Consider the following 19359-nt stretch of genomic DNA (forward strand, 5'->3'; position numbering starts at 1 on the left):
CCGGTCAATATTCGACTGCCTTAAAATAACCACGAATCAAACTGCCTGCGCGACAACCGTGCTCAGTGGATCACTGAACACTTCCTGCAAGACCACCCCGGCGGCCGCCATCACCAGCACCTGACCGGGGAACGTCGACGCGAAGATCACCTCGGTGGGGTCGGCGCCGATCATCGAGTGGGCGCGCACCGCCTCGTCGTAGGCTTCCCGGACGCCGGGCACTGTGATCAGGCCACGGTCGATCAGCACCAGGGCTTCCGGGTCGATCAGATCGATCAGTGCCGCGGCGACCTCACCCATCACCGTGGCACGCTCGATGAAGTACTCGCGTTCCGGGCCGCCCGCCGCGGCCGCCGCCACCAACTCGGGGAAGCTGTCGAACCGGCGGACAGTCTCGGCACGGGCCAGCAACGCGTGGTCGCCGAGTGTGTCGAGCGCGAATCTGTTGGTCGTGCCGAGTAATCGAGCGATCGAGCCCGCCCCGAAATGCGGCCCGCAGTGGACGCGTCCGTGCACAGCGATGGCGGCGTCGATGACATTGCCGACGAACAGCACGATCGAGCTCGCCGAGCCGCGCAGCCGTCCGTAGAGCTGTTCGGCGTGCACGGTCGCGCGGGTATGACTGTCCACGGTGACAGGTAAACCTGTTCGGGCGCTGAGGTATTCGCGCACCGGTACAGCATGCCAGCGCAGATAGGAGTGTTCGACGACCGAACCGGTGGCGGTATCGACGCGGCCGCCGATCGCCACCCCGAGCCCGCGGATCCGCACGTGGTCTGCCAGGTTCGCCCCGACCGCGCGCACTCGCTCGAGCACGGTGTCGAGGATGTCGTAGGGGGCATGGGTGCGATGGGGCACCTGCTCGCTGTGCAGCACCGATCCGGCGATGTCGACCACCGCGACGGTGATCTGCACCGCCGCGATATGCACGGCGATCACCACATTGCCCGCGGCGTCCAACGCGATCGGACTGTGCGGCCTGCCCACGCCGCCCGGCCCGGGTGACTCCGGCAGTTCGACGAGCAGTCCCGCCTCGACCAGCGCCCTGCTCTGCCAGGTGACCGTGGCCGGTGAAACCCCGGCGTGCCTGGCCACCACGCTGCGCGGTGCCGACCCGAGGTCGAGCACCGCCCGCAATACCGCCCCCGCGCTACTGTTCGCCATGCGCCACCTCGCCATCACCGCCGTTCGCTCACGGTACGGAGTGCGGCGGCCTCGGCGAAGCGTTCGGCGCACCGTGATCACAAGCTTCGGCCTTACACTTGGCCGATGCCGAACTACAGCTTCCGGTGTCGTTCCTGCGGCGACACGTTCGACGTCAACCGGCCGATGGCCCAGTCCTCGGACCCCGCCGCGTGCCCCGCGGGCCACGACGACACCGTCAAACTGCTCACCACCTTCGCTGCGGTGGGCCGTGGGTCGGCGCCGGCCCCGGCGCCCGCGCCCCGTCCGGCAGGCGGCGGTTGCTGCGGTGGTGGCGGCTGCTGCTGACCTCGTGGACCGGAGTGCGCGGCCACCGCTCCGGACGTCAGTCGCGGCGGTCGGAGTGGCCGAGGTCGCGCTCGGGGGCGATCCGGTCGCGAACCCGCTGCTTGAGGACGGCGATGTCGGGAAAGCCGCCGTCGGCCTTGCGTTCCCAGAGCTGTTCGCCGTCCAAGGTGATGCGGAAGATGCCGCCCTGGCCGGGAACCAGCGCCACCTCGCCGAGCTCGGTGGCGAACGTGGTGAGCAGTTCCTGCGCCATCCAGCTCGCTCGCAGCAGCCAGCGGCATTGGGTGCAGTACTCGATCGCGATGCGGGGCACGACAGCAGTATCCCTGTTTCAGGCCTGGAACGTGCCGTCGAGATAGACCCACGCGCCGTCGACCCGGACGAAGGTGCTCAGCTCGTGCATCGCGTCGCGCGTGCCGTCGAGCTTGTAGTGGGCGATGAATTCGACGGTGCCGTTGTCGTCGAACGGGCCGCCGCGCTGGGTGCCGACGATCTCGAGGAGCAGCCAGCGCTGGTCCGCGTCGAGTTCGAGGTCGGCGGGGCGGGTGCTGGGATGCCAGGAGCGCAGCAGATAGTCCACATCGCCCACGACGTAGGCGGTGTAGCGCGAGCGCATCAGCGTTTCCGCGGTCGGCGCGGGCTTGCCGGCCAGGATCGGTCCGCAGCAGGCATCGAACGGCTCGCCACGGCGGCACGGACACGGTTTCACTTCACCCATGCCGCACATCCTGCCGGACCCGGCGGCCACCCCGCGCACCCCAGGTCCACCATGACTACCCTTCGCCGATCACCCGAACGGCTGGTGGGCAAGGGGCGCGAGCTCCAACGCTCGCGCCAGCTCAGCGGTCTGATCCCGCCAACGCCGTAGATCGGTGACGCTCGGCGCCATCTCGTAGTCGAGATGATGCGCCGCCCGCGACAGCGCTGCCCACAGCGCACCGACCTGACCAGCGGTCTCGGGCCCCGCGTACACCCGAAGCGCGAGCAACTGAGCCCGCATCGGACACCGCATCAGCTCCGGCGCCACCTGCGCCCACAGCTGATCCACCGCCTGCTCGAGCGCCAACCGCAGAATCCACGCCACCGCCCGCGACCACACCCCGCCGGCATCCGACACCGACCCGTCCAGCAGATTCTCGGCCGCTTCCAGCCGCTGCGCCACCGACGGCCTCGGGGTGAACTTCGCGCGAGCCGGCCTGCCACGGCGATTCACGACGACCTCACCGCACCGGCGAGGCCACGCTGCGGTCCGGCCGAGCCGCTCACGTTCGCACCGTGTTCGGCTCGTGGGCTCGCAGCCAGGTGATGAATCGTTCGGTGTCGGTGATCAATTCACGCATCGGCCGATCGATCGGCACGTGCGCTCCCGCGGTGGCATCGCGGAGGACGCCGACGAGCCAGCGTCCGCCGACCGCGCTCAGATGCTTGTTCAGGTCGTCCACGCGAGCGCCGACACCCATGATCGCGAGGGTGATCATGGCGCGGGTGGTGTGCGCGTTGCGCACGCGCCGCTCCACCTCGCCGTGTTCGAGACCGCCCGCCAGCAGTTCCTGGCGGGCCTTCGCCAGCCCGGCCGCCTCGATCGCCGAACGGCAACAGGTCGCGACGAGTTCGTCGGCGATGGCGGCGGGCAGCTGCGGCGTGCGGAGCAGGGATCGGGCGTCGTCGAGGTAGCGGCGGACCGGGTCGCCGGTCACCCTGACCTCGACGATCGACCGTTCACGACGCTGGACTTCGAGCACGGTCGCGTCGAGCTGCATGCGGCGCACCGCCTCGGCGAGCCGCTCGTCGTGGGTGAACACCACCACCTGCCGCGTCCCCGCCACCTCGGCGAGCACCCTGGCCAACCCGTCGACCTTCGCCGGATCCATCGCCTGCACCGGGTCGTCGATCATCACGAACCGGAAAGGGCTGTGCTCCACCGTGGCTCGCGGCAGGAACAGCGACAGTCCGAGCGCGTGCAGCTCCCCCTGGCTCATCACCCCGAGCGCCGCGCCGTCCACTTCGTCGACGGTGACATCGAGCAGCACCCGCCGCGCCGTCCCCGCGCTGCCCTGCAACCGAATCGCGCCCAGCTCCACATTGCTCTGCTGGCGCAGGGTGCTCCACACCCAGCGCGCCGTGGTCTCCAGCGGCCGCATCCGCTCCTCACGGATCGTCGCTGTCGCCGACTTGAGCCAGTCGGCCGCCTTCTTCACGACCCGCAGTTCACTCGCGTGGTCGGCGACGGCGCGGGCGGGGTCGAGCCAGGCGAGAATGCGTGGGACCAGCGGCGACCACACAGTGTCCAGACGATCCAGCTCGGTCTGCGTATCGCGTTGCAGTGCACCGAGTTCCACGGTGAGCTCGGCGTGGATGGTGCGCAGCCGATCCGGGAGCTGATCCTCGTCGGCGGTGGCGAGCTCGGCCCACTCCGACCAGAGCTGCCCTACGATTTCGCGCCGCTCGGGCAACGAGTCCGAGGCAGCGTACGAAACAGACGGGCCCGCAGGGTGATTCGCTCGGCGCACTGTCGGTTCGGAGGTCGGCACCGGATTCGAGCGGCCCGCGGTTGCCGAGCCGAGCTCGATCGGCCGCTCTGCCAGTAGGTTGCGGGCCGCCACGAGAGCGGCGTCGAACTCCGCCGTGGCCGCCTGCAGAGCGGCGAGTTCCTCGGTCCGGTAAGCGATTTCGGAATCCGCGGCGGTGATCCAGTCGGCGTCGAGTTCGTCGCGCCCGCAGACCGGGCATGGGCACGTACCCGAAGCGGTGACGTGTTCGCGTGCCCGCGCGAGCAAGGCGAGAACTCGCAGATCGGCATCGGAGTCGACGGTCGCGTGGCGCGCCACGTTCCGGGCCGCTTCGGCGAGCCGATCCGCCGTGGCGGCGACCTGCACGGTATCGGGCAATGTCAGCCGCAGGATCGCGCGCAAACCCTCCGGCCCGTCGATGCCGAGGACTGAGTCGGCTACCGCGCCCGCCACCGCGTCGAGATCGGGGTCCGGGGTGCGCAGCAGGTCGGCCACACCGTGCGCACGTTCGTCATCGGCCTCGGCGAGCTCGACCAGTAGGTCGGCGTGGGACTGGCGCGAATCCTTCACGGCGCGTTCGAGTTCGAGCTTGCGCAATCTGATCTGTTCGGCCGCCGCGGCCAACTCGTCGAGGCCGAGCAGGCGATGCAGCGCGTCGAACAGGTCGCTCGGCTTCCCGTCGACGAGCGCGCCGAGCTCGCTGTAGGACAGGAACGGCCGGTACAGATCGAGCCGTTGCCGCTGTACGTGCGGGTCCACCGCTGTCGCCGGTTCGGATCCGCGCCGCTCGGTCCACTGCGCGTCGGCCAGTTCCGCACTCTCGTCCCACAGGGTGGCGACGGAGACCTGCGGCTCCTCGCCCGCGGTGAGCAGCTCGACATCGATCCGGGCCGTATCGGGTTCGTGCAGGTTGCGCCAACCCTCCCGCCATGCGGTCGATCGTCCGTCCCAGCGCCGATTTCCACCGGTCAACGCGAATTCGGCGGCTTCGGCGAAACTCGACTTCCCGCTGCCGTTGCGACCGACCACCAGCGTCAGACCCGGTCCCGGATTCAATCGCAGCGTCGCCGCGGGCCCGATCCCACGGAAGCCCTGCACGGTGATCGACCGCAGAAAGACCCCGGTATCACCGGAATCCTGTGCGGCCGAATCACCGTCGACAGTTGTGAGCGCGGCAAGCACGCATTCGGCGACCCGTTCCTCCACTGCCGGGTCGGCGGCGAGCTCGCGCGCGACCACCTCGGCGATCCGATCCGAGCACACTGGCGACATCCCCCTTCGCGTCGGCGCGCGACGCCGCGATTCTGACAGAAACGCTACCCGATCGCCGGAAGTTCGCCCAGGGGATGCGCAGGCCCTCAGCGAATCTGCCCGCGGGAGTGGAATGGCCATCGCGGCGCCACGGCGGGACCTCGATGTCCACCCCTCGCCCACCCCGGCGGGCAGCTCGATGAGGTGTTCACACCCGCGTTACGCTGCGTCGAGCAGCGCGGGCGGTCCGGTCGGTGCCGAACAGATCAGAATACGAGACATCTCAGTTCATAGCAAGAGCTGGAGCGCGAAATTGCCACAGCGCCAGCATTTTCCACCGGCTTCGCCGCCGGCACCGCTTGTTGTCGGTGGGTTGCGGTAGATATTCGGCGAACAGAGAACGGGGGAATCCGATGACCGAGCAACGCACGCCGTGGACCGAGGACCAGGTCCGTGCGCTGGCGCCCGACGCGAGCTCGCTGGCTGCCGCACGCAAGCTGGCCGGTCGCTGGCGTGAGACCGGCACCGCCGGCAACGCGGTGTGGGGGCTGTGTCAGGGCAGTGGAGCCAAGCCGTATCAGGCGATCGTCGACCTGGACGGGCCCGCGTACAAGTGTTCGTGCCCGAGCCGCAAGTTCCCCTGTAAGCACACGCTGTCGTTGTTGCTCACGTGGTCGAGCGGCCAGGCGCCCGTGCGGGATGCCCCCGCCGATTTCGCGGCCGAGTGGCTGGCGGGGCGGGCCGCGAAGGCGGCCGCGCCACCCAAGGCCAAGGCCGCGAGCACGCCGTCGCAGGCGTCCGTCGAGCAGCGACGGACCCGCGTCACCGCCGGGCTCACCGAACTGGAGGTCTGGCTGACCGACCAGATCCGGACCGGACTGGCGCAGACCGACCGTTCGTTCGCCGCGTACGAGTCGATCGCGGCCCGGATGGTCGATGCCCAGGCGCCTCGGATCGCCGAGACCCTGCGCAGGTTGCCCACCGCGGTCGTCACCACCGAGCACTGGCCCGAACTGCTGTTGCGCGAGTACGCCCGCCTGCACCTGCTGGTTCTGGCCCATCGCAGGATCGATGCCCTACCCGAGCCGCTGCAAGCGGGCATTCGCACCCATGTCGGCTACCCGACGTCGGCCGAGGCGGTCCTGACCGAGCCGGCCGTCCGGGATCGCTGGCTGGTACTCGGCATGCGGACCAGCGAGGAAGAACGACTGCACACCCGTCGTACCTGGCTGCGCGGTCGCGGTAGCGGACGATGGGCCCTGCTCATCGAACATTCCTTCGCCACACCGAATTTCACCGGCGAGGTGCCCGCGCCCGGCAGCGAGGTGGACGCCGAACTGCACTATTACCCCGGCGCGGCATCCTTGCGCGTGCAGTGGGGCACCCGCCACGGCGTACCCGAGCCCTTCACGACCGTGCCCGCTGTCGGGGGCACCACGATCGACGACGCGTTGGACGCCTACGCAGGCGCGTTGAGCGACGATCCGTGGCTGCGCTCCTGGCCCGCGCTGCTCACCGATGTCGTGCCGGTGCTCGACGAGAACGGTTGGCAGCTCGTCGCTACCGACGGCACCGCGCTGCCACTGCAGGCCGGCGTCCGCCCGTGGCGGCTGATCGCCGTCGCGGGTGGTCACCCGGTGACGGTGTGCGGCGAGTGGCGAGCCGACGGCTTCGACCCGATCTCGGTTCTCAGCGCGGGCGAGGTACACGACCTGGAAACCGAATTCCCCACGGAGACGAGTCCCACCCCCGCGCTGACCGAACTCGTCTCGGTGGCTCTGCTCGGCACCGCCCGCCGCAGTGCCGACGGCGTCCAACTCGACTCCGCGGTCGCCACCGCGGTACCGCAGCACGCGGGCGAACCAGCCACCCGGCTGCTCCACACCGCCGCCCTGCAAGACCTCTACCTGCGCGGTGGACAGCTCCCCCGCACCGCGGCGAAACCCGAACCCGCCGTGGATGATCCACGCCCGCTGCTCCCCCGACCCGCCGCCGACCGTCTCAGCCGCCTGCTCGCGGACAAGTCCCCGTTCCTTACCGAATGGTTCGCCTCGGCAGCACCTTTCGACTTCCGGCTCCCCGATGTGCTGTGCGTCCAAGCGCTCTCCGCTGCCTCCGACACCACGCTGCGCGCACCGCTGCTGCGACTGGCAGGCCGCCGCGGACGCTGGCTCGCCGCCCGCAACCCGGCCTGGGCGAAGCTGGTCGACGAATTCCCTGTCGACGCGTCCACATCTCTTTCGGGCGCCACCCACACCGACCCGAGCACCATTGCCGAGCCGGAAGCGCCCGCTGCCCACGACGTCTGGTTGTTCGGCACCTCCGGCGAACGAAAGGACTGGTTCGCGCGTACTCGCCGGGCGGATCGCGCCGCCGCGCTGACCGTGCTGACCGCGGCGTGGTCGAAGGAGTCGGGGCCGGTCAAGGCGGAACTGCTGGCGTTGCTCGAGGACGGGCTGAGTTCGGCCGACGAAGCACTGCTCGAGCGGGCCCTCGACGATCGTCGCGGCGATGTCCGGCGTGCCGCGACGACGCTGCTGAACAAGCTCCCGGACGCCGCTTTCGGGCGACGGATGGCAGCCCTGGTGGCGTCGTGGATTCGGGTGGACAACGACGGCACCGTCGAAGTGACGGTGCCCGCGGAGCTCGACGCGCGGGCACGGCGCGACGGGATCACTGACGCGACCGATCAGGCGAAACTGCGCTGGGACACCCCTGATTCGACGATCACGACCCTGCACCAGGCGATCGCCGCCACTCCGCTCACCGCGTGGGCTCCGATCGTGCGCTCCACCGGGGAGAACACCGCCGCCGCAGCGTTGACCCTGGCACTGCCGCCTCGCTATGCCAAGGCGATCGTGGACGGCTGGGTCGATGCCACGCTCGCCCAGCGCGATACCGCGTGGGCGCGTGCGCTGTTCGCCCACGCGACGCCGACCGAGCAGGCGGTGCTGCGGCGTCGCGAACTGTTCACCCTGCTCGATGCCGCCGACCGGATCGAGCACGTACTCGATCTCGACGCGCACCAGCTCAACGAGCTGCACGCGATCCTGCCCGGCCTCGATCACCCGTGGCCGCAACCCGTGGCCGACCATGTGCTGCGTCTGTTCGGCGAGCGCGCCCGCACCACCGCGCGTCAGCCGCATGCCAGCGCGGGCGTGTACACCGACAGGGCGCTGCTCACCGCGGCGAGCGTCCACCTACCTGTCGAGCTCGCCTCGCGTGTCACCGCGCTCGCCGACACCACCGAAGACCCCGCCTGGCAACAGGCATTCCACCGACTCGCGCACGATCTCACCGATCGCGCCACCATGCTCGAGGAGCTGCGATGACCACCACCGAACCGTCGACCACCCTGCTGCGTCCCCACGCCGAACAGGCCTTCGCCGACGAGTTGGCCGCCCTGAGCCGCGTCGACGACCGCGTGCGTCCGCCGTCCTGGAAACTGTCGCCGTGGGCGGTGGTCACCTATGTCCTCGGTGGCACCCTGGACGACGGCACCGTGATCACGCCCAAGTACGTCGGCCCGCGCAGGCTGATGGAGGTGGCGGTCGCCACCCTCGCCACCGACCGCGCGCTGCTGCTGCTCGGCGTACCCGGCACCGCCAAAACCTGGGTATCGGAACATCTCGCGGCCGCGATCAGCGGAGAGTCGACGCTGCTCGTGCAGGGCACCTCCGGCACCGCGGAAGAAGCGATCCGCTACGGCTGGAACTACGCCCGCCTGCTCGCCGAGGGACCCAGCGATGCCGCTCTGGTCGCGTCGCCGGTGATGACCGCCATGCGCACCGGCGCCATCGCCCGCATCGAAGAGCTCACCCGCATTCCCTCGGATGTGCAGGACGCGCTGATCACCATCCTGTCCGAGAAGACCCTGCCCGTTCCCGAGCTCGGCGGAGAAGTGCAGGCGGCCAAGGGTTTCAACGTCATCGCCACCGCCAACGACCGCGACCGCGGCGTGAACGATCTTTCCTCCGCGCTGCGCCGCCGCTTCAACACCGTGGTGTTGCCGCTGCCGGCCGACGAGGATTCCGAGGTCGCCATCGTCAGCCGTCGCGTCGAACAGCTCGGCGCCGCACTGGAATTGCCGACCGTGCCCGCCGCCGCCGAGGAAGTCCGCCGCGTGGTGCGGGTCTTCCGTGAACTGCGCTCCGGCATCACCGCCGACGGCCGCACCAAACTCAAATCCCCCTCTGGCACTCTGTCCACCGCCGAGGCGATCTCGGTGATCACCAACGGCCTCGCCCTGTCCGCCCACTTCGGCGACGGCGTCCTGCGCGCCTCCGACATCGCGGGCGCCGTGCTCGGATCGGTGATCAAGGACCCGGTGGCCGACACCGTGATCTGGACCGAATACCTCGAGGCCGTCGTCCGGGAGCGCCCCGACTGGGCCGACTTCTATCGCGCGTGCCGCGAAATCGCCGGCTGAGAACAGACCGAAGGGGAGGACGGAACAACACCACACATGGGGTTTTCGATGAGTCAACGCAACAAGGCGACCGACCCGACCACCGGTGACGCCACACCGGGCGATCCGGCGAACCATGCCGGTCTTCGCGAGAGCTCCGAGACACGTGACACCACCAAGGCGGAGGCCGGTATCGGTTCGGTGGCCGACACGAATTCGAGCGCTGCGGCGATAACGCGGGTATTCGGCATCCGTCACCACGGGCCCGGATCGGCACGCTCGCTGCGCCACGCGCTCGAGGAGTTCCGGCCCGATGCCATTCTCATCGAAGGTCCCGCCGACGCGGATCCACTCGTCGGTTTCGTCGCCGCCGACACGATGAGCCCACCGGTCGCGTTGCTCGCCTACGTCCCGGACTCACCTGCCCGCGCCGCGTTCTGGCCGTTCGCCGTGTTCTCTCCCGAATGGCAGGCCATGCGCTATGGCGTCGACCACGCCGTACCGGTCCGCTTCTGCGACCTCCCCGCCACGCACGTCCTCGCCGCAGACGACGACGCCCGTGGCGGCGGCTCCGACCCGCTGGCCGCCCTTGCCTCGGCCGCGGGCTACGACGACGCCGAACGCTGGTGGGACGCCGTCGTCGAATCCGTTCCCGACAGCGCGGCTTTCGACGCCATCACCGAAGCGATGACCGCTCTGCGTGAGGACGCCTCGCACTCCGCGACAGGGATCACGCCGCCCGGAGCGGACGCTCCGCCACAGCTCGGCGCGACTACGCCGAGCGACACCGACCCGGTGTCGCTACCCGACGCTCCGGAGCTGTCGGAGAACCCCTCGGCGGCAACCGGATTCGTGTCCCCGGCAGCCGCTGATCGGCAGGATGCCGCGCTCGCGCCACTGATCGTCGACCATCACACGCTGGTCCGCGAGGCGCATATGCGGCAGGTGATGCGGCAGGTACTCAAGGGCGGCGCGAAACGATTGGCGGTGGTGTGTGGCGCTTGGCACGCGCCCGCGCTGGTCGAACCGCTCGGGCCCGCCGCACCGGATACGCGACTGCTCAAGGGTTTGCCGAAGGCGAAGGCCGCGTTGACCTGGGTGCCGTGGACGCATTCGCGGCTGGCGGCAGGATCGGGTTACGGCGCAGGCGTCACCTCGCCGGGTTGGTACCACCACCTCTTCACCGAGACCGAGCGGCCGGTGGCACGCTGGCTGACCAAGGTCGCCGGGGTGCTGCGCTCGCACGATCTGCCGGTGTCGAGCGCGCACATCATCGAGGCGGTACGGCTGGCGGACACACTCGCCGCGTTGCGCGGCAGGCCGCTGCCGGGTTTGTCGGAGGTCACCGAGGCTGTGCGGTCGGTGATGTGCGGTGGCGACGAGACCATGCTGCGTCTTGTCATCGAAGAACTCGTCGTCGGCGAGACGCTCGGCGGTGTCCCCGAGGACACCCCGACGGTCCCCTTGGCCGCCGATCTGCGGGCGCGCTGTAAAACGCTGCGGCTCAAGCAGGAAGCGCTCGCCCGAAATATCGATCTCGACCTGCGGAAGGAACGCGACGTCGAGCGTTCGCATCTGCTGCACCGCCTGCGCCTGCTCGGTATCGGTTGGGGCACTCCGACCACCGGTGAGGTTCGCAGCACGGGCACCTTCCGTGAGACGTGGACGCTGCGCTGGGAACCGGAGTTCGAAGTCCGCATCGTCGAAGCGGCCGTGTGGGGAACGACTCTGCGCACCGCCGCCGAGACCAAAATCCTCGACACCGCGAGCCGCGACGACGTCACCGTCACCGCCCTCGCCCACGCACTGGAAACGGCCCTGCTCGCCGACCTGGGTGGCGCCACCGAAGGGCTGATCACCAGGCTCGAAGCGGCAGCCGCCCTCGACCATGACGTCACCCACCTGCTCGGCGCCCTCCCCGGCCTGACCCGCACACTGCGCTATGGCGATGTCCGCGGCACCGACACCAAGGCCCTCGCCCACGTCGCCGACGGCCTGCTGGTGCGGATCTGCGCGGGGCTGCCCGGCGCCGTCACCGGCCTCGATACCGATGCCGCCGAGGCCCTGCGCGCCCAGATCGACGCCGCGCACACCGCCATCAGCACCCGCGACGACGAGCACTCCACCACCGAATGGCTGGCCACCCTGCAACGCATCGCCGACCGCGACGACGTGCACGGTGCGATCGGCGGTCGCGCCGTGCGCCTGCTGTGCGACGCCGAACGCATCGACGACGCCGACTCCGCCCGTCGACTCGCCGCCGCGTTGTCCATCGGCAACACCCCTGCCGCCAAAGCCGCCTGGGTCGACGGCTTCCTGGGCGGGCGCGGCCTGCTCCTGGTCCACGACCGAGAGCTGTTGCGCCGCATCGATGAATGGCTGCGCGACCTCAACGAAGATCAGTTCGTCGCCACCCTGCCGCTGCTGCGCCGCACCTTCGGCTCCTTCGAATCCGGTGAACGCCGAGCCATCAGTCAGGCCCTACGAGACACCGGATCAGCGCCGACAACCGCCCGGGGCACCACCGAGGTCGACCCGGTCCGCGGTCAACTCGCACTGCGCGCCGCCACCGCGATCCTCGGCGCCGCCGGATGACCGCCCCTGGCAGTTGGGCGGCCGCCTCGTGCCCGGCGGGTCCCGCGACACAGCAACCCGATCACTCGCTCGATCACGAGGAGCACCGATGACCGATCCCGACGAAACCCAGTCGCGCCGTTGGCGTCTCGTGCTGGGAACCGCTGCCGAAGAACAGCTCGGCGGCTTGAGCTCCGGTACCGATCAGGCGATGGACCAGGCACTGTCGGCCCTCTACAACACCGGTGAAGCCGGCGGGTCGACGAAAAGGTCTGGTGGACTCGGCGGTTCGGCGCCCCGAGTTGCGCGCTGGCTCGGCGATATCCGCACCTACTTCCCCGCGACCGTGGTGGAGGTGATGCAGCGCGATGCCGTGGACCGACTCAACCTCACCCAGCTGCTGCTGGAGCCCGAGCTGCTGGAATCGGTCGAGCCCGATGTTCACCTGGTCGGCACCCTGCTCGGCCTCAACCGGGTGATGCCCGAAACCACGAAGGCCACCGCGCGAATGGTCGTGGAGAAGGTGGTGCGCGAGATCGAGCAGCGCATCGCCGCCAAGACCGTGGCCGCCGTTTCGGGAGCGATCAACCGGGCTGCCCGTACCCATCGCCCGAAGCTGCGCGATATCGATTTCAATCGGACGATCCGCAAGAATCTCGCCAACTACCTGCCCGAACACCGCACCATCGTGCCCGAACGGCTCGTCGGTTACGGCCGCAAGTCGCAGTCGATCCAGCGCGATGTGGTCCTGGCCATCGACCAATCCGGTTCGATGGCGGCCAGTGTCGTCTACGCCTCGGTCTTCGGTGCGGTCCTCGCCTCCATGCGGTCGCTGAAGACCTCGCTGGTGGTTTTCGACACCGAGATCGTCGACCTCACCGATCAGCTGAGCGACCCGGTCGACGTCCTGTTCGGCACCCAGCTCGGCGGCGGCACCGATATCAATCGCGCCATCGCCTACTCGCAAACGCTGATCACCCGCCCCACCGACAGCCTGTTCGTGCTCATCTCCGACCTCTACGAGGGCGGCGTGCGCAACGAGATGCTGCGCCGCTGCAACGCGATGAAGGAAGCGGGCGTCCAGGTGGTAGTGCTGCTCGCCCTCTCCGACGAAGGCGCACCCGCCTACGACCACGACAACGCGGCAGCACTGGCAGCCCTCGGCATCCCCGCTTTTGCCTGCACCCCCGACAAATTCCCCGACCTGCTCGCCACCGCCCTCGACCGCGGCGACATCACCCGTTGGGCCGACACCAACGCCCCGGCGGTGTAACGCGGGAACCCAGAAGCGCATCGCGTCCGAGCCAACTAGGCTGCGAACGATCGGGTTCGGTGAACGGGGTGAGGCGATGTTGCGGCGCGGGGCGGTGTTCGCCGGTTTCGTCATCGAGCGTGAGCTGGGACGCGGCGGGATGGGCGCGGTGTACGCGGCCAGGGACCGCAGGCTGCCACGGCTGACCGCGTTGAAACTGATGCACCGTGACCTGTTCGCCGACTTCGAGATCCGAGCCAGGTTCGAACGCGAAGCCGACCTCGTGGCCCAGCTCGATCACCCGAATATCATCACCGTCTACGACCGTGGCGTCGACGAGGAACGTCTCTGGATATCGATGCAGTTCGTGGACGGTGTCGACGCGTCGGCGGTTCCGGTGCAGCAGTTCGGCAGCGAGCGCATCGCCCAGATCGTCACCCAGACCGCGAGCGCCCTCGATTACGCCCACCGCCAGGGCGTTCTGCACCGAGACGTGAAGCCCGCCAACATCCTGTTGTCGCGAACCGCGGGTGTCGGCGCAGGCTTCGACGAACGAGTCGTGTTGACCGACTTCGGCATCGCGAAACTCCTCGACGACACCGGCGGGCTCACCCGCACCGGCCAGTTCACCGCCACCATCGCCTACGCCTCCCCCGAACAACTCAGCAGCGCCCCGCTCGACGGCCGCGGCGACCAATACTCCTTGGCCTGCACGGTATTCCGCCTCCTCACCGGCACCGGCCCCTTCGACGCGCCCAACCCCGCCACCGTCATGCTCGGCCACCTCAACGCCCCGCCACCCGCGGCCAGCACCCGCCGCGCCACCCTCCCCACCGCGGTGGACGCGGTCCTGTCCAAGGCCATGGCCAAGGACCCCGCCCACCGCTTCCCCACCTGCACGGCCTTCGCTACCGCCCTCGCGCAGGCACTCCGTCACCCCGCACCCACGCGAACCACTGCCCATCCCACAGGCACCGCATCAGCGCTCGAGTCGACGCTATCCGCTGCACGCCCGCAGACCTCCACCGCCGAGGCCGCACCGCGTGAAGGGGCGAGTCAGCTGAGCGCTGCCCGCCGGCACGACCCGACGATTGTTCGCCACACCTCAGCCGAGCCCGAAAGCCGCTCGCCCCGTGCGACTGGTCACTCGGCCGCTGCGCGCCCCCCGACGGGCACCGTATCGCGAGATCAACGGCGCTCCGCGGTGGGAAGCGGCGAGCCAGGGAACACCGGGCGCACAGCGATGGGCGCGTCGATGTGGGTGCAGCGCCTCAACGGTTGTCTTCTCGGAGGCGCGATCGGCGATGCCCTCGGCGCCCCCGTGGAAACCCTTTCGCTGCAACAGATCCGTGCCGAGTACGGTCCCGCCGGTGTGACCGACATCGACCCGCTGCGCATCTCCGAAGAGACCCAGCTGACGGCGTTCACCGTCGAAGCGCTGATCCGAGGCTCGGTACGGGCGAGGGCGAAGGGCATCGGCGGGGCGACGATGGGTCTGCTCCAGCAGGGCCTGCTCGTGTGGTTACGCGGACAGGTCGCCGAAATGCCCGACCAGCCGTCGGCGATGCACAGCTCGCTCAGCGACCACCCCGAGCTGATCGAGCAACGCGGCGTGGCCAATTCGGTCTACACCGCGCTACGCCACGCGGCGCAACGGCGCGCGCCGACCAACCCACTCGGCACCCGCGACCAGCCGATCAATCACTCCAAGGGCAGCGGCGCGGTGATGCGCGCCGCACCGTGCGGATTCGGTTACGCCGCAGACCGTTCCGGTGCGGCGACCGACGCCGTCTTCGAACTGGGTTGCGACGCTGCCGCACTCACCCACGGCCATCCCAGCGGCTGGCTGCCCGCGGGCACTCTGTCCGCGCTGATCTATCAGCTCGCGCGCGGCGCCGACCTCTCCACCGCACTCTCCCGCGGGCGAGTCGAGCTCGCGAGCTACCCCGAGCACGAGGAAACCTCGGCCGCGCTCAATGCCGCACACCGGCTGGCCGCGCGCATCGAACGCGAAAGGCGCTATCCCACACCGGAAGACGTCGAAACCCTCGGCCAGGGCTGGATCGGCCCCGAAGCCCTGTCGATCGCTGTTTTCGCCGTCCTCGCCGCCGAAGGTCTCGGCGGTACACCCCACGACATCGTCCGCACCGGACTTCTGCTGTCGGTCAACCACTCCGGTGACAGCGACGCTACCGGCTCGATCGCGGGCAGCCTGCTCGGCGCCCGCTACGGCCACAACGCCTTACCCCGCCGCTGGCTCGACACCGTCGACGCCCGTGCCGTCCTCGAACGCCTAGCCACCGACTACTGCACCGAATTCGGCCTCACCCCACCACAAGACGACCACGGGCATCCGACACAAGCCTGGATCGACCGCTACCCCATCGTCTGAACGCGGCCGTGGCCTGGCGCTTGCCTATGGCCGACCGCCGTCTACGCACACGATCTCGGCTCGAAGGGAGATCCTCGACTCGGAACGCAATCGGCCCCCGATGGAATATCCACCGAGGGCCGAGAGTGGTTGCGACTCTTACAGATCCGCGATAGCCGCCAACGGCGGCGTCCGCGCGGCCCGCACACCCGGCCACACCGCGGCCAGCACGCCGACCACAGCGGACGCGACCAGCACGATCACCAACTGCGACCAGGGAATGGTGATCTGGTCGATGCCCATGTCGCGCAGCGTGCGCAGGAATCCGACGCCGAGCGCGATGCCGAGTACCAGCCCGACGATCGCGCCGAAGATGGCGATCAGCATGGACTCCAGGTAGATGGTGCGCCGCACCTGCGCACGCTGGGTGCCCACCGCACGCAGCATGCCGATCTCGCGTCGACGCTCCACCACCGACAGCGCCAGGGTGTTGATGATGCCGAGCACCGCGATCACCACGGCCAGCGCGAGCAGCCCGTAGAGGATGGCGAGCAGGGTGTTGATCTGCTGGCCCTGTGCCCCCTTGAACTGTTCGTGGTCCTGCACCTGCACCACCACGAACGGTTCGGTGGCCTTCTCCAGATTCGTCCGCATCGCGGTCAGGTCGGTGCCCGGCGCTGCCTTGACCAGAACGAAGACATTGGTGCGCAGGCTCTGCGGCATCAACTGCTCGTAGATGCCAGGATCGACCACCATGGGGCCGAGCAGCGGTGAGTCGGCGTAGACGCCCGCGATCGTGAGCTCTATCTGCTTCTTGTCGAGGCTGGTGATGGCGACCTTGTCGCCGACCTTCCACCCGCGTTCGCCCGCCTCGGTCTCATCGATGAGCGCGCCACCGGCGGGGATCGTGCTCGTGCCGCTGGTCACGTCGATGTCCATCACCGGATCGATCGGACCGTCCGGTGAGGTGGCGCCGATCTGATCGCCGCCGATCTCGAACGCGACGATCCGGATCCCGGTGACATCGCTGACCCCGGGCACCTGGGTGCGCACGGCGTCGACCGCACCGATCGGCACACCGATCATCTGCGGACCGGCGAGCACGTATTCGGCCTCCACGCCCTTGTCGATGAGCACGCCGACACTGGTCTTCGCCGAAGCGCCGAGAATGCCGATCGCCGATACCAGCATCAGGCCGAGTGTGAGCGCGAACGCGGTGGCCGCCGTGCGACGCGGGTTGCGCGTGGCGTTGTTGCGCGCCATCTGCCCGATCGCGCCGAACGGCCTGGTGAGCACCCCGAGCACGAGCACCATCGGCCGCGACAACGCCGGCGCCGCCAACAGCACCGCCAGAATCAACCCGAGCGCGCCGACGCCGACGGTCACCGCCGAGCCCTTGCCGGTGCCCTGCGCACCGACATAGACGAGCACCCCACCGACAACGGCCATGACCGCGCCGATAATCGTCCGCAGCCGCAAAGAGTCACCGGCACTGGCGAATTCAGAACGCATCGCCTCCACCGGCGGCACCTTCGCGGCCCGTCGAGCGGGGGCGTAGGCGCTGGCCACGGTGACGAGCAGGCCGACGAGCAGCGCGACGATCGCGGTACGCGGCAGCACCGTCAGCGAACCGGTGGGCAGTCCGAGATCGAAGGCGTTGAGCAACGCCGACAACCCGTACGCCAACCCGATACCGGCGGCCAGCCCGAGCGCGCTACCGATCAACCCGATCACGATGGCCTCACCGACCACCGACCGCCCGACCTGCTGACGGCTCGCCCCGATCGCGCGCAGCAACGCGAGTTCACGCAGACGCTGGGCCACGATCATCGAGAAGGTGTTGTAGATGATGAACGTGCCGACGATCAGCGCGATCGCGCCGAAGGCGAGCAGGAAGTAGTTGATGAAGGTGAGCGCCTCGGAGATCTCCTTCTTCATGTCCTCGCGGACCTCGTCGGAGTTCTGCACCTTGTAGTTGGGCAGACCGGCGGCGAGCTGGTCACGCAGATCGTCGGCCGAAACGCCGGGAGCCGCGGCGATATCGGCGTAGGCGACGTGTGAGCCGTCGGTGAACAGTTTGCGGCCCTGCGGTTCGGTGAACATCACCGCGACCACACCGCCGCCCTCGGCACCGGGCATCTCGTAGATGCCGGTCAGGGTCACCTCGAAGGGGTCGCCCCTGGACGGAATCAGCACCTTGGCTTTGTCGCCGACCTTCAGCCCGGCCTTCTCGGCGCCACCGGCATTGAGCGCGATCTCGTTCGTCTGGGTGGGCGGGGCGCCCGCCACGAACTTGTCGGGCTCCTCGACCGCCTTGTCCGGCGGCAGGTAGGACAGACCGAAACTCGGTGCGCCGCCGGTCTGCACGGCCTTCTTACCGTCGGGCTCTAGCAGCACGACCGGGCCGTTCACGGCGGGAGCGACCCGGGCGACGCCCTCGGTCTTGGCCAGCGCGTCGACGATATTCGTCGGCAGACCCAGTGATTGGCGGTCGGCGGGGCCGACGCGCACGTCCACACCCTGGGCCTGGCCCTCGAAGATGCCGTCGAAGGTGCGCTGCAACGTGTCGGTGAAAACGAACGATCCGGAGATGAAGGCGGTGCCGAGCACCACCGACAACAGGGTCAACGCCAACCGCACCTTGTGCGCGGCGAGGTTACGCAAGGCGACCTTGCGCATCGGTGAGCTCATCGGGTTTCCAGCGCCTTCATCCGGTCGAGGATCGAATCCTGGGTCGGGTCGCGCAGTTCGTCGACGATGCGACCGTCGGCGAGGAACACGACGCGGTCGGAGTAGGCGGCCGCACGGGGGTCGTGGGTGACGATCACGACGGTCTGGCCGAACTCGTCGACCGAGGCCCGCAGGATCGAGAGCACCTCGCCCGAGGAGTGCGAGTCCAGGTTGCCGGTCGGCTCGTCGCCGAAGATGATCTCCGGCTTGCCCACCAGCGCCCGCGCACACGCCACGCGCTGCTGCTGGCCACCGGACAGCTCGGACGGCCGATGTTCGAGGCGGTCGCCGAGGCCTAGGCGCTTGACCACGGTGTCGAGCCACTCCTGGTCGGGCTTGCGACCCGCGATATCGAGCGGCAGGGTGATGTTCTCCAGCGCGGTGAGCGTCGGAACCAGGTTGAACGCCTGGAAGACGAACCCGATCCGGTCGCGCCGCAGGGCAGTCATCTGCTTGTCGGACAGGCCGGTGAGCGCGGTGTCTCCGATGCGTACCTCGCCCGTGCTGGCGCTGTCGAGTCCGGCCAGGCAGTGCATCAGCGTGGACTTGCCCGAGCCCGATGGACCCATGATCGCGGTGAATTCGCCCTTCGCGAAGTCAGCCGACACCCCGTCCAGGGCCTTGACCTGTGTATCTCCCGATCCGTACAGCTTGACCAGATCGAGCGCGGCGGCCGCGATATCGGTGGGGGCCGCCGCATCGACGGCCTCGGTGCCCATGGCGTGCGAAGTCATGCTGTCCAGTCTGGCCGTCGACTGTGAACCGCGCCATC

General features: G+C 69.2%; 13 protein-coding genes. 6 read left to right on the plus strand and 7 right to left on the minus strand.

Translation table 11 applies throughout. From position 1 onward, the window contains the following. Window positions 1-36: 36 nt before the first annotated feature. Entirely contained in the window at window positions 37-1164 is a 1128-nt protein-coding gene (locus tag ASD42_RS10040; protein WP_056813143.1) for an ROK family transcriptional regulator, read from the minus strand. 105 nt (window positions 1165-1269) lie between these two features. On the opposite strand from ASD42_RS10040, the gene ASD42_RS10045 reads away from it, so the two are divergent. Continuing rightward, window positions 1270-1491, plus strand: a complete 222-nt coding sequence (locus tag ASD42_RS10045; protein WP_056813146.1) for an FmdB family zinc ribbon protein — start codon at window positions 1270-1272, stop codon at window positions 1489-1491. A 37-nt stretch (window positions 1492-1528) separates the two neighbouring features. Here ASD42_RS10045 and ASD42_RS10050 read toward each other — a convergent pair whose 3' ends face one another. From ASD42_RS10050 to ASD42_RS10065, 4 genes are read right to left on the minus strand one after another with little or no spacing between them, the layout of a single operon-like run. Next, entirely contained in the window at window positions 1529-1804 is a 276-nt protein-coding gene (locus tag ASD42_RS10050; RefSeq protein WP_056813149.1) for a SelT/SelW/SelH family protein, read from the minus strand. A gap of 18 nt (window positions 1805-1822) precedes the next feature. Then, complete coding sequence (locus ASD42_RS10055) at window positions 1823-2218, minus strand: YchJ family protein (protein WP_084787127.1); 396 nt, start codon at window positions 2216-2218, stop codon at window positions 1823-1825. Window positions 2219-2278: 60 nt separating this feature from the next. Next, entirely contained in the window at window positions 2279-2704 is a 426-nt protein-coding gene (locus ASD42_RS10060; RefSeq protein ID WP_056813152.1) for a hypothetical protein, read from the minus strand. 49 nt (window positions 2705-2753) lie between these two features. Then, complete coding sequence (locus tag ASD42_RS10065) at window positions 2754-5273, minus strand: AAA family ATPase (protein ID WP_056813155.1); 2520 nt, start codon at window positions 5271-5273, stop codon at window positions 2754-2756. 392 nt (window positions 5274-5665) lie between these two features. On the opposite strand from ASD42_RS10065, the gene ASD42_RS10070 reads away from it, so the two are divergent. The 5 genes from ASD42_RS10070 (at window position 5666) to ASD42_RS35610 (ending at window position 15878) form a co-directional block, all read left to right on the plus strand. After that, window positions 5666-8584: a DUF5691 domain-containing protein gene (locus ASD42_RS10070; protein WP_056813158.1), complete on the plus strand. Its 2919-nt coding sequence runs from the start codon at window positions 5666-5668 to the stop codon at window positions 8582-8584. Beyond that, complete coding sequence (locus ASD42_RS10075; RefSeq protein WP_056813159.1) at window positions 8581-9681, plus strand: ATP-binding protein; 1101 nt, start codon at window positions 8581-8583, stop codon at window positions 9679-9681. The genes ASD42_RS10070 and ASD42_RS10075 overlap by 4 nt, the downstream gene beginning before the upstream one ends. Before the next feature lie 48 nt (window positions 9682-9729). Beyond that, on the plus strand, window positions 9730-12255 hold the full coding sequence (locus ASD42_RS10080) for a DUF5682 family protein (RefSeq protein ID WP_235569359.1): 2526 nt from the start codon (window positions 9730-9732) through the stop codon (window positions 12253-12255). An 88-nt stretch (window positions 12256-12343) separates the two neighbouring features. Next, window positions 12344-13507 (plus strand): VWA domain-containing protein, encoded by a 1164-nt coding sequence (locus ASD42_RS10085; RefSeq protein WP_056813162.1) that lies wholly within the window; start codon window positions 12344-12346, stop codon window positions 13505-13507. 76 nt (window positions 13508-13583) lie between these two features. Then, on the plus strand, window positions 13584-15878 hold the full coding sequence (locus tag ASD42_RS35610) for an ADP-ribosylglycohydrolase family protein (RefSeq protein WP_056813165.1): 2295 nt from the start codon (window positions 13584-13586) through the stop codon (window positions 15876-15878). A 138-nt stretch (window positions 15879-16016) separates the two neighbouring features. Here ASD42_RS35610 and ASD42_RS10095 read toward each other — a convergent pair whose 3' ends face one another. Continuing rightward, window positions 16017-18536, minus strand: coding sequence for an ABC transporter permease (locus tag ASD42_RS10095; RefSeq protein WP_056815946.1), 2520 nt, complete (start codon window positions 18534-18536; stop codon window positions 16017-16019). Between the two features lie 8 nt (window positions 18537-18544). Then, on the minus strand, window positions 18545-19321 hold the full coding sequence (locus ASD42_RS10100; RefSeq protein ID WP_056813168.1) for an ABC transporter ATP-binding protein: 777 nt from the start codon (window positions 19319-19321) through the stop codon (window positions 18545-18547). Window positions 19322-19359 lie beyond the last annotated feature (38 nt).

The sequence above is a fragment of the Nocardia sp. Root136 genome (genome assembly GCF_001427185.1).
Taxonomy (GTDB): Bacteria; Actinomycetota; Actinomycetes; order Mycobacteriales; family Mycobacteriaceae; genus Nocardia; species Nocardia salmonicida.

Coding starts and splice junctions, on each gene's coding strand:
- ASD42_RS10100 (WP_056813168.1), bottom strand. CDS start 19,321: ATGACTTCGCACGCCATGGGCACCGAGGCCGTCGATGCGGCGGCCCCC.
- ASD42_RS10065 (WP_056813155.1), bottom strand. CDS start 5,273: ATGTCGCCAGTGTGCTCGGATCGGATCGCCGAGGTGGTCGCGCGCGAG.
- ASD42_RS10095 (WP_056815946.1), bottom strand. CDS start 18,536: ATGCGCAAGGTCGCCTTGCGTAACCTCGCCGCGCACAAGGTGCGGTTG.
- ASD42_RS10070 (WP_056813158.1), top strand. CDS start 5,666: ATGACCGAGCAACGCACGCCGTGGACCGAGGACCAGGTCCGTGCGCTG.
- ASD42_RS10085 (WP_056813162.1), top strand. CDS start 12,344: ATGACCGATCCCGACGAAACCCAGTCGCGCCGTTGGCGTCTCGTGCTG.
- ASD42_RS10075 (WP_056813159.1), top strand. CDS start 8,581: ATGACCACCACCGAACCGTCGACCACCCTGCTGCGTCCCCACGCCGAA.
- ASD42_RS10045 (WP_056813146.1), top strand. CDS start 1,270: ATGCCGAACTACAGCTTCCGGTGTCGTTCCTGCGGCGACACGTTCGAC.
- ASD42_RS10055 (WP_084787127.1), bottom strand. CDS start 2,218: ATGTGCGGCATGGGTGAAGTGAAACCGTGTCCGTGCCGCCGTGGCGAG.
- ASD42_RS10080 (WP_235569359.1), top strand. CDS start 9,730: ATGAGTCAACGCAACAAGGCGACCGACCCGACCACCGGTGACGCCACA.
- ASD42_RS10040 (WP_056813143.1), bottom strand. CDS start 1,164: ATGGCGAACAGTAGCGCGGGGGCGGTATTGCGGGCGGTGCTCGACCTC.
- ASD42_RS35610 (WP_056813165.1), top strand. CDS start 13,584: ATGTTGCGGCGCGGGGCGGTGTTCGCCGGTTTCGTCATCGAGCGTGAG.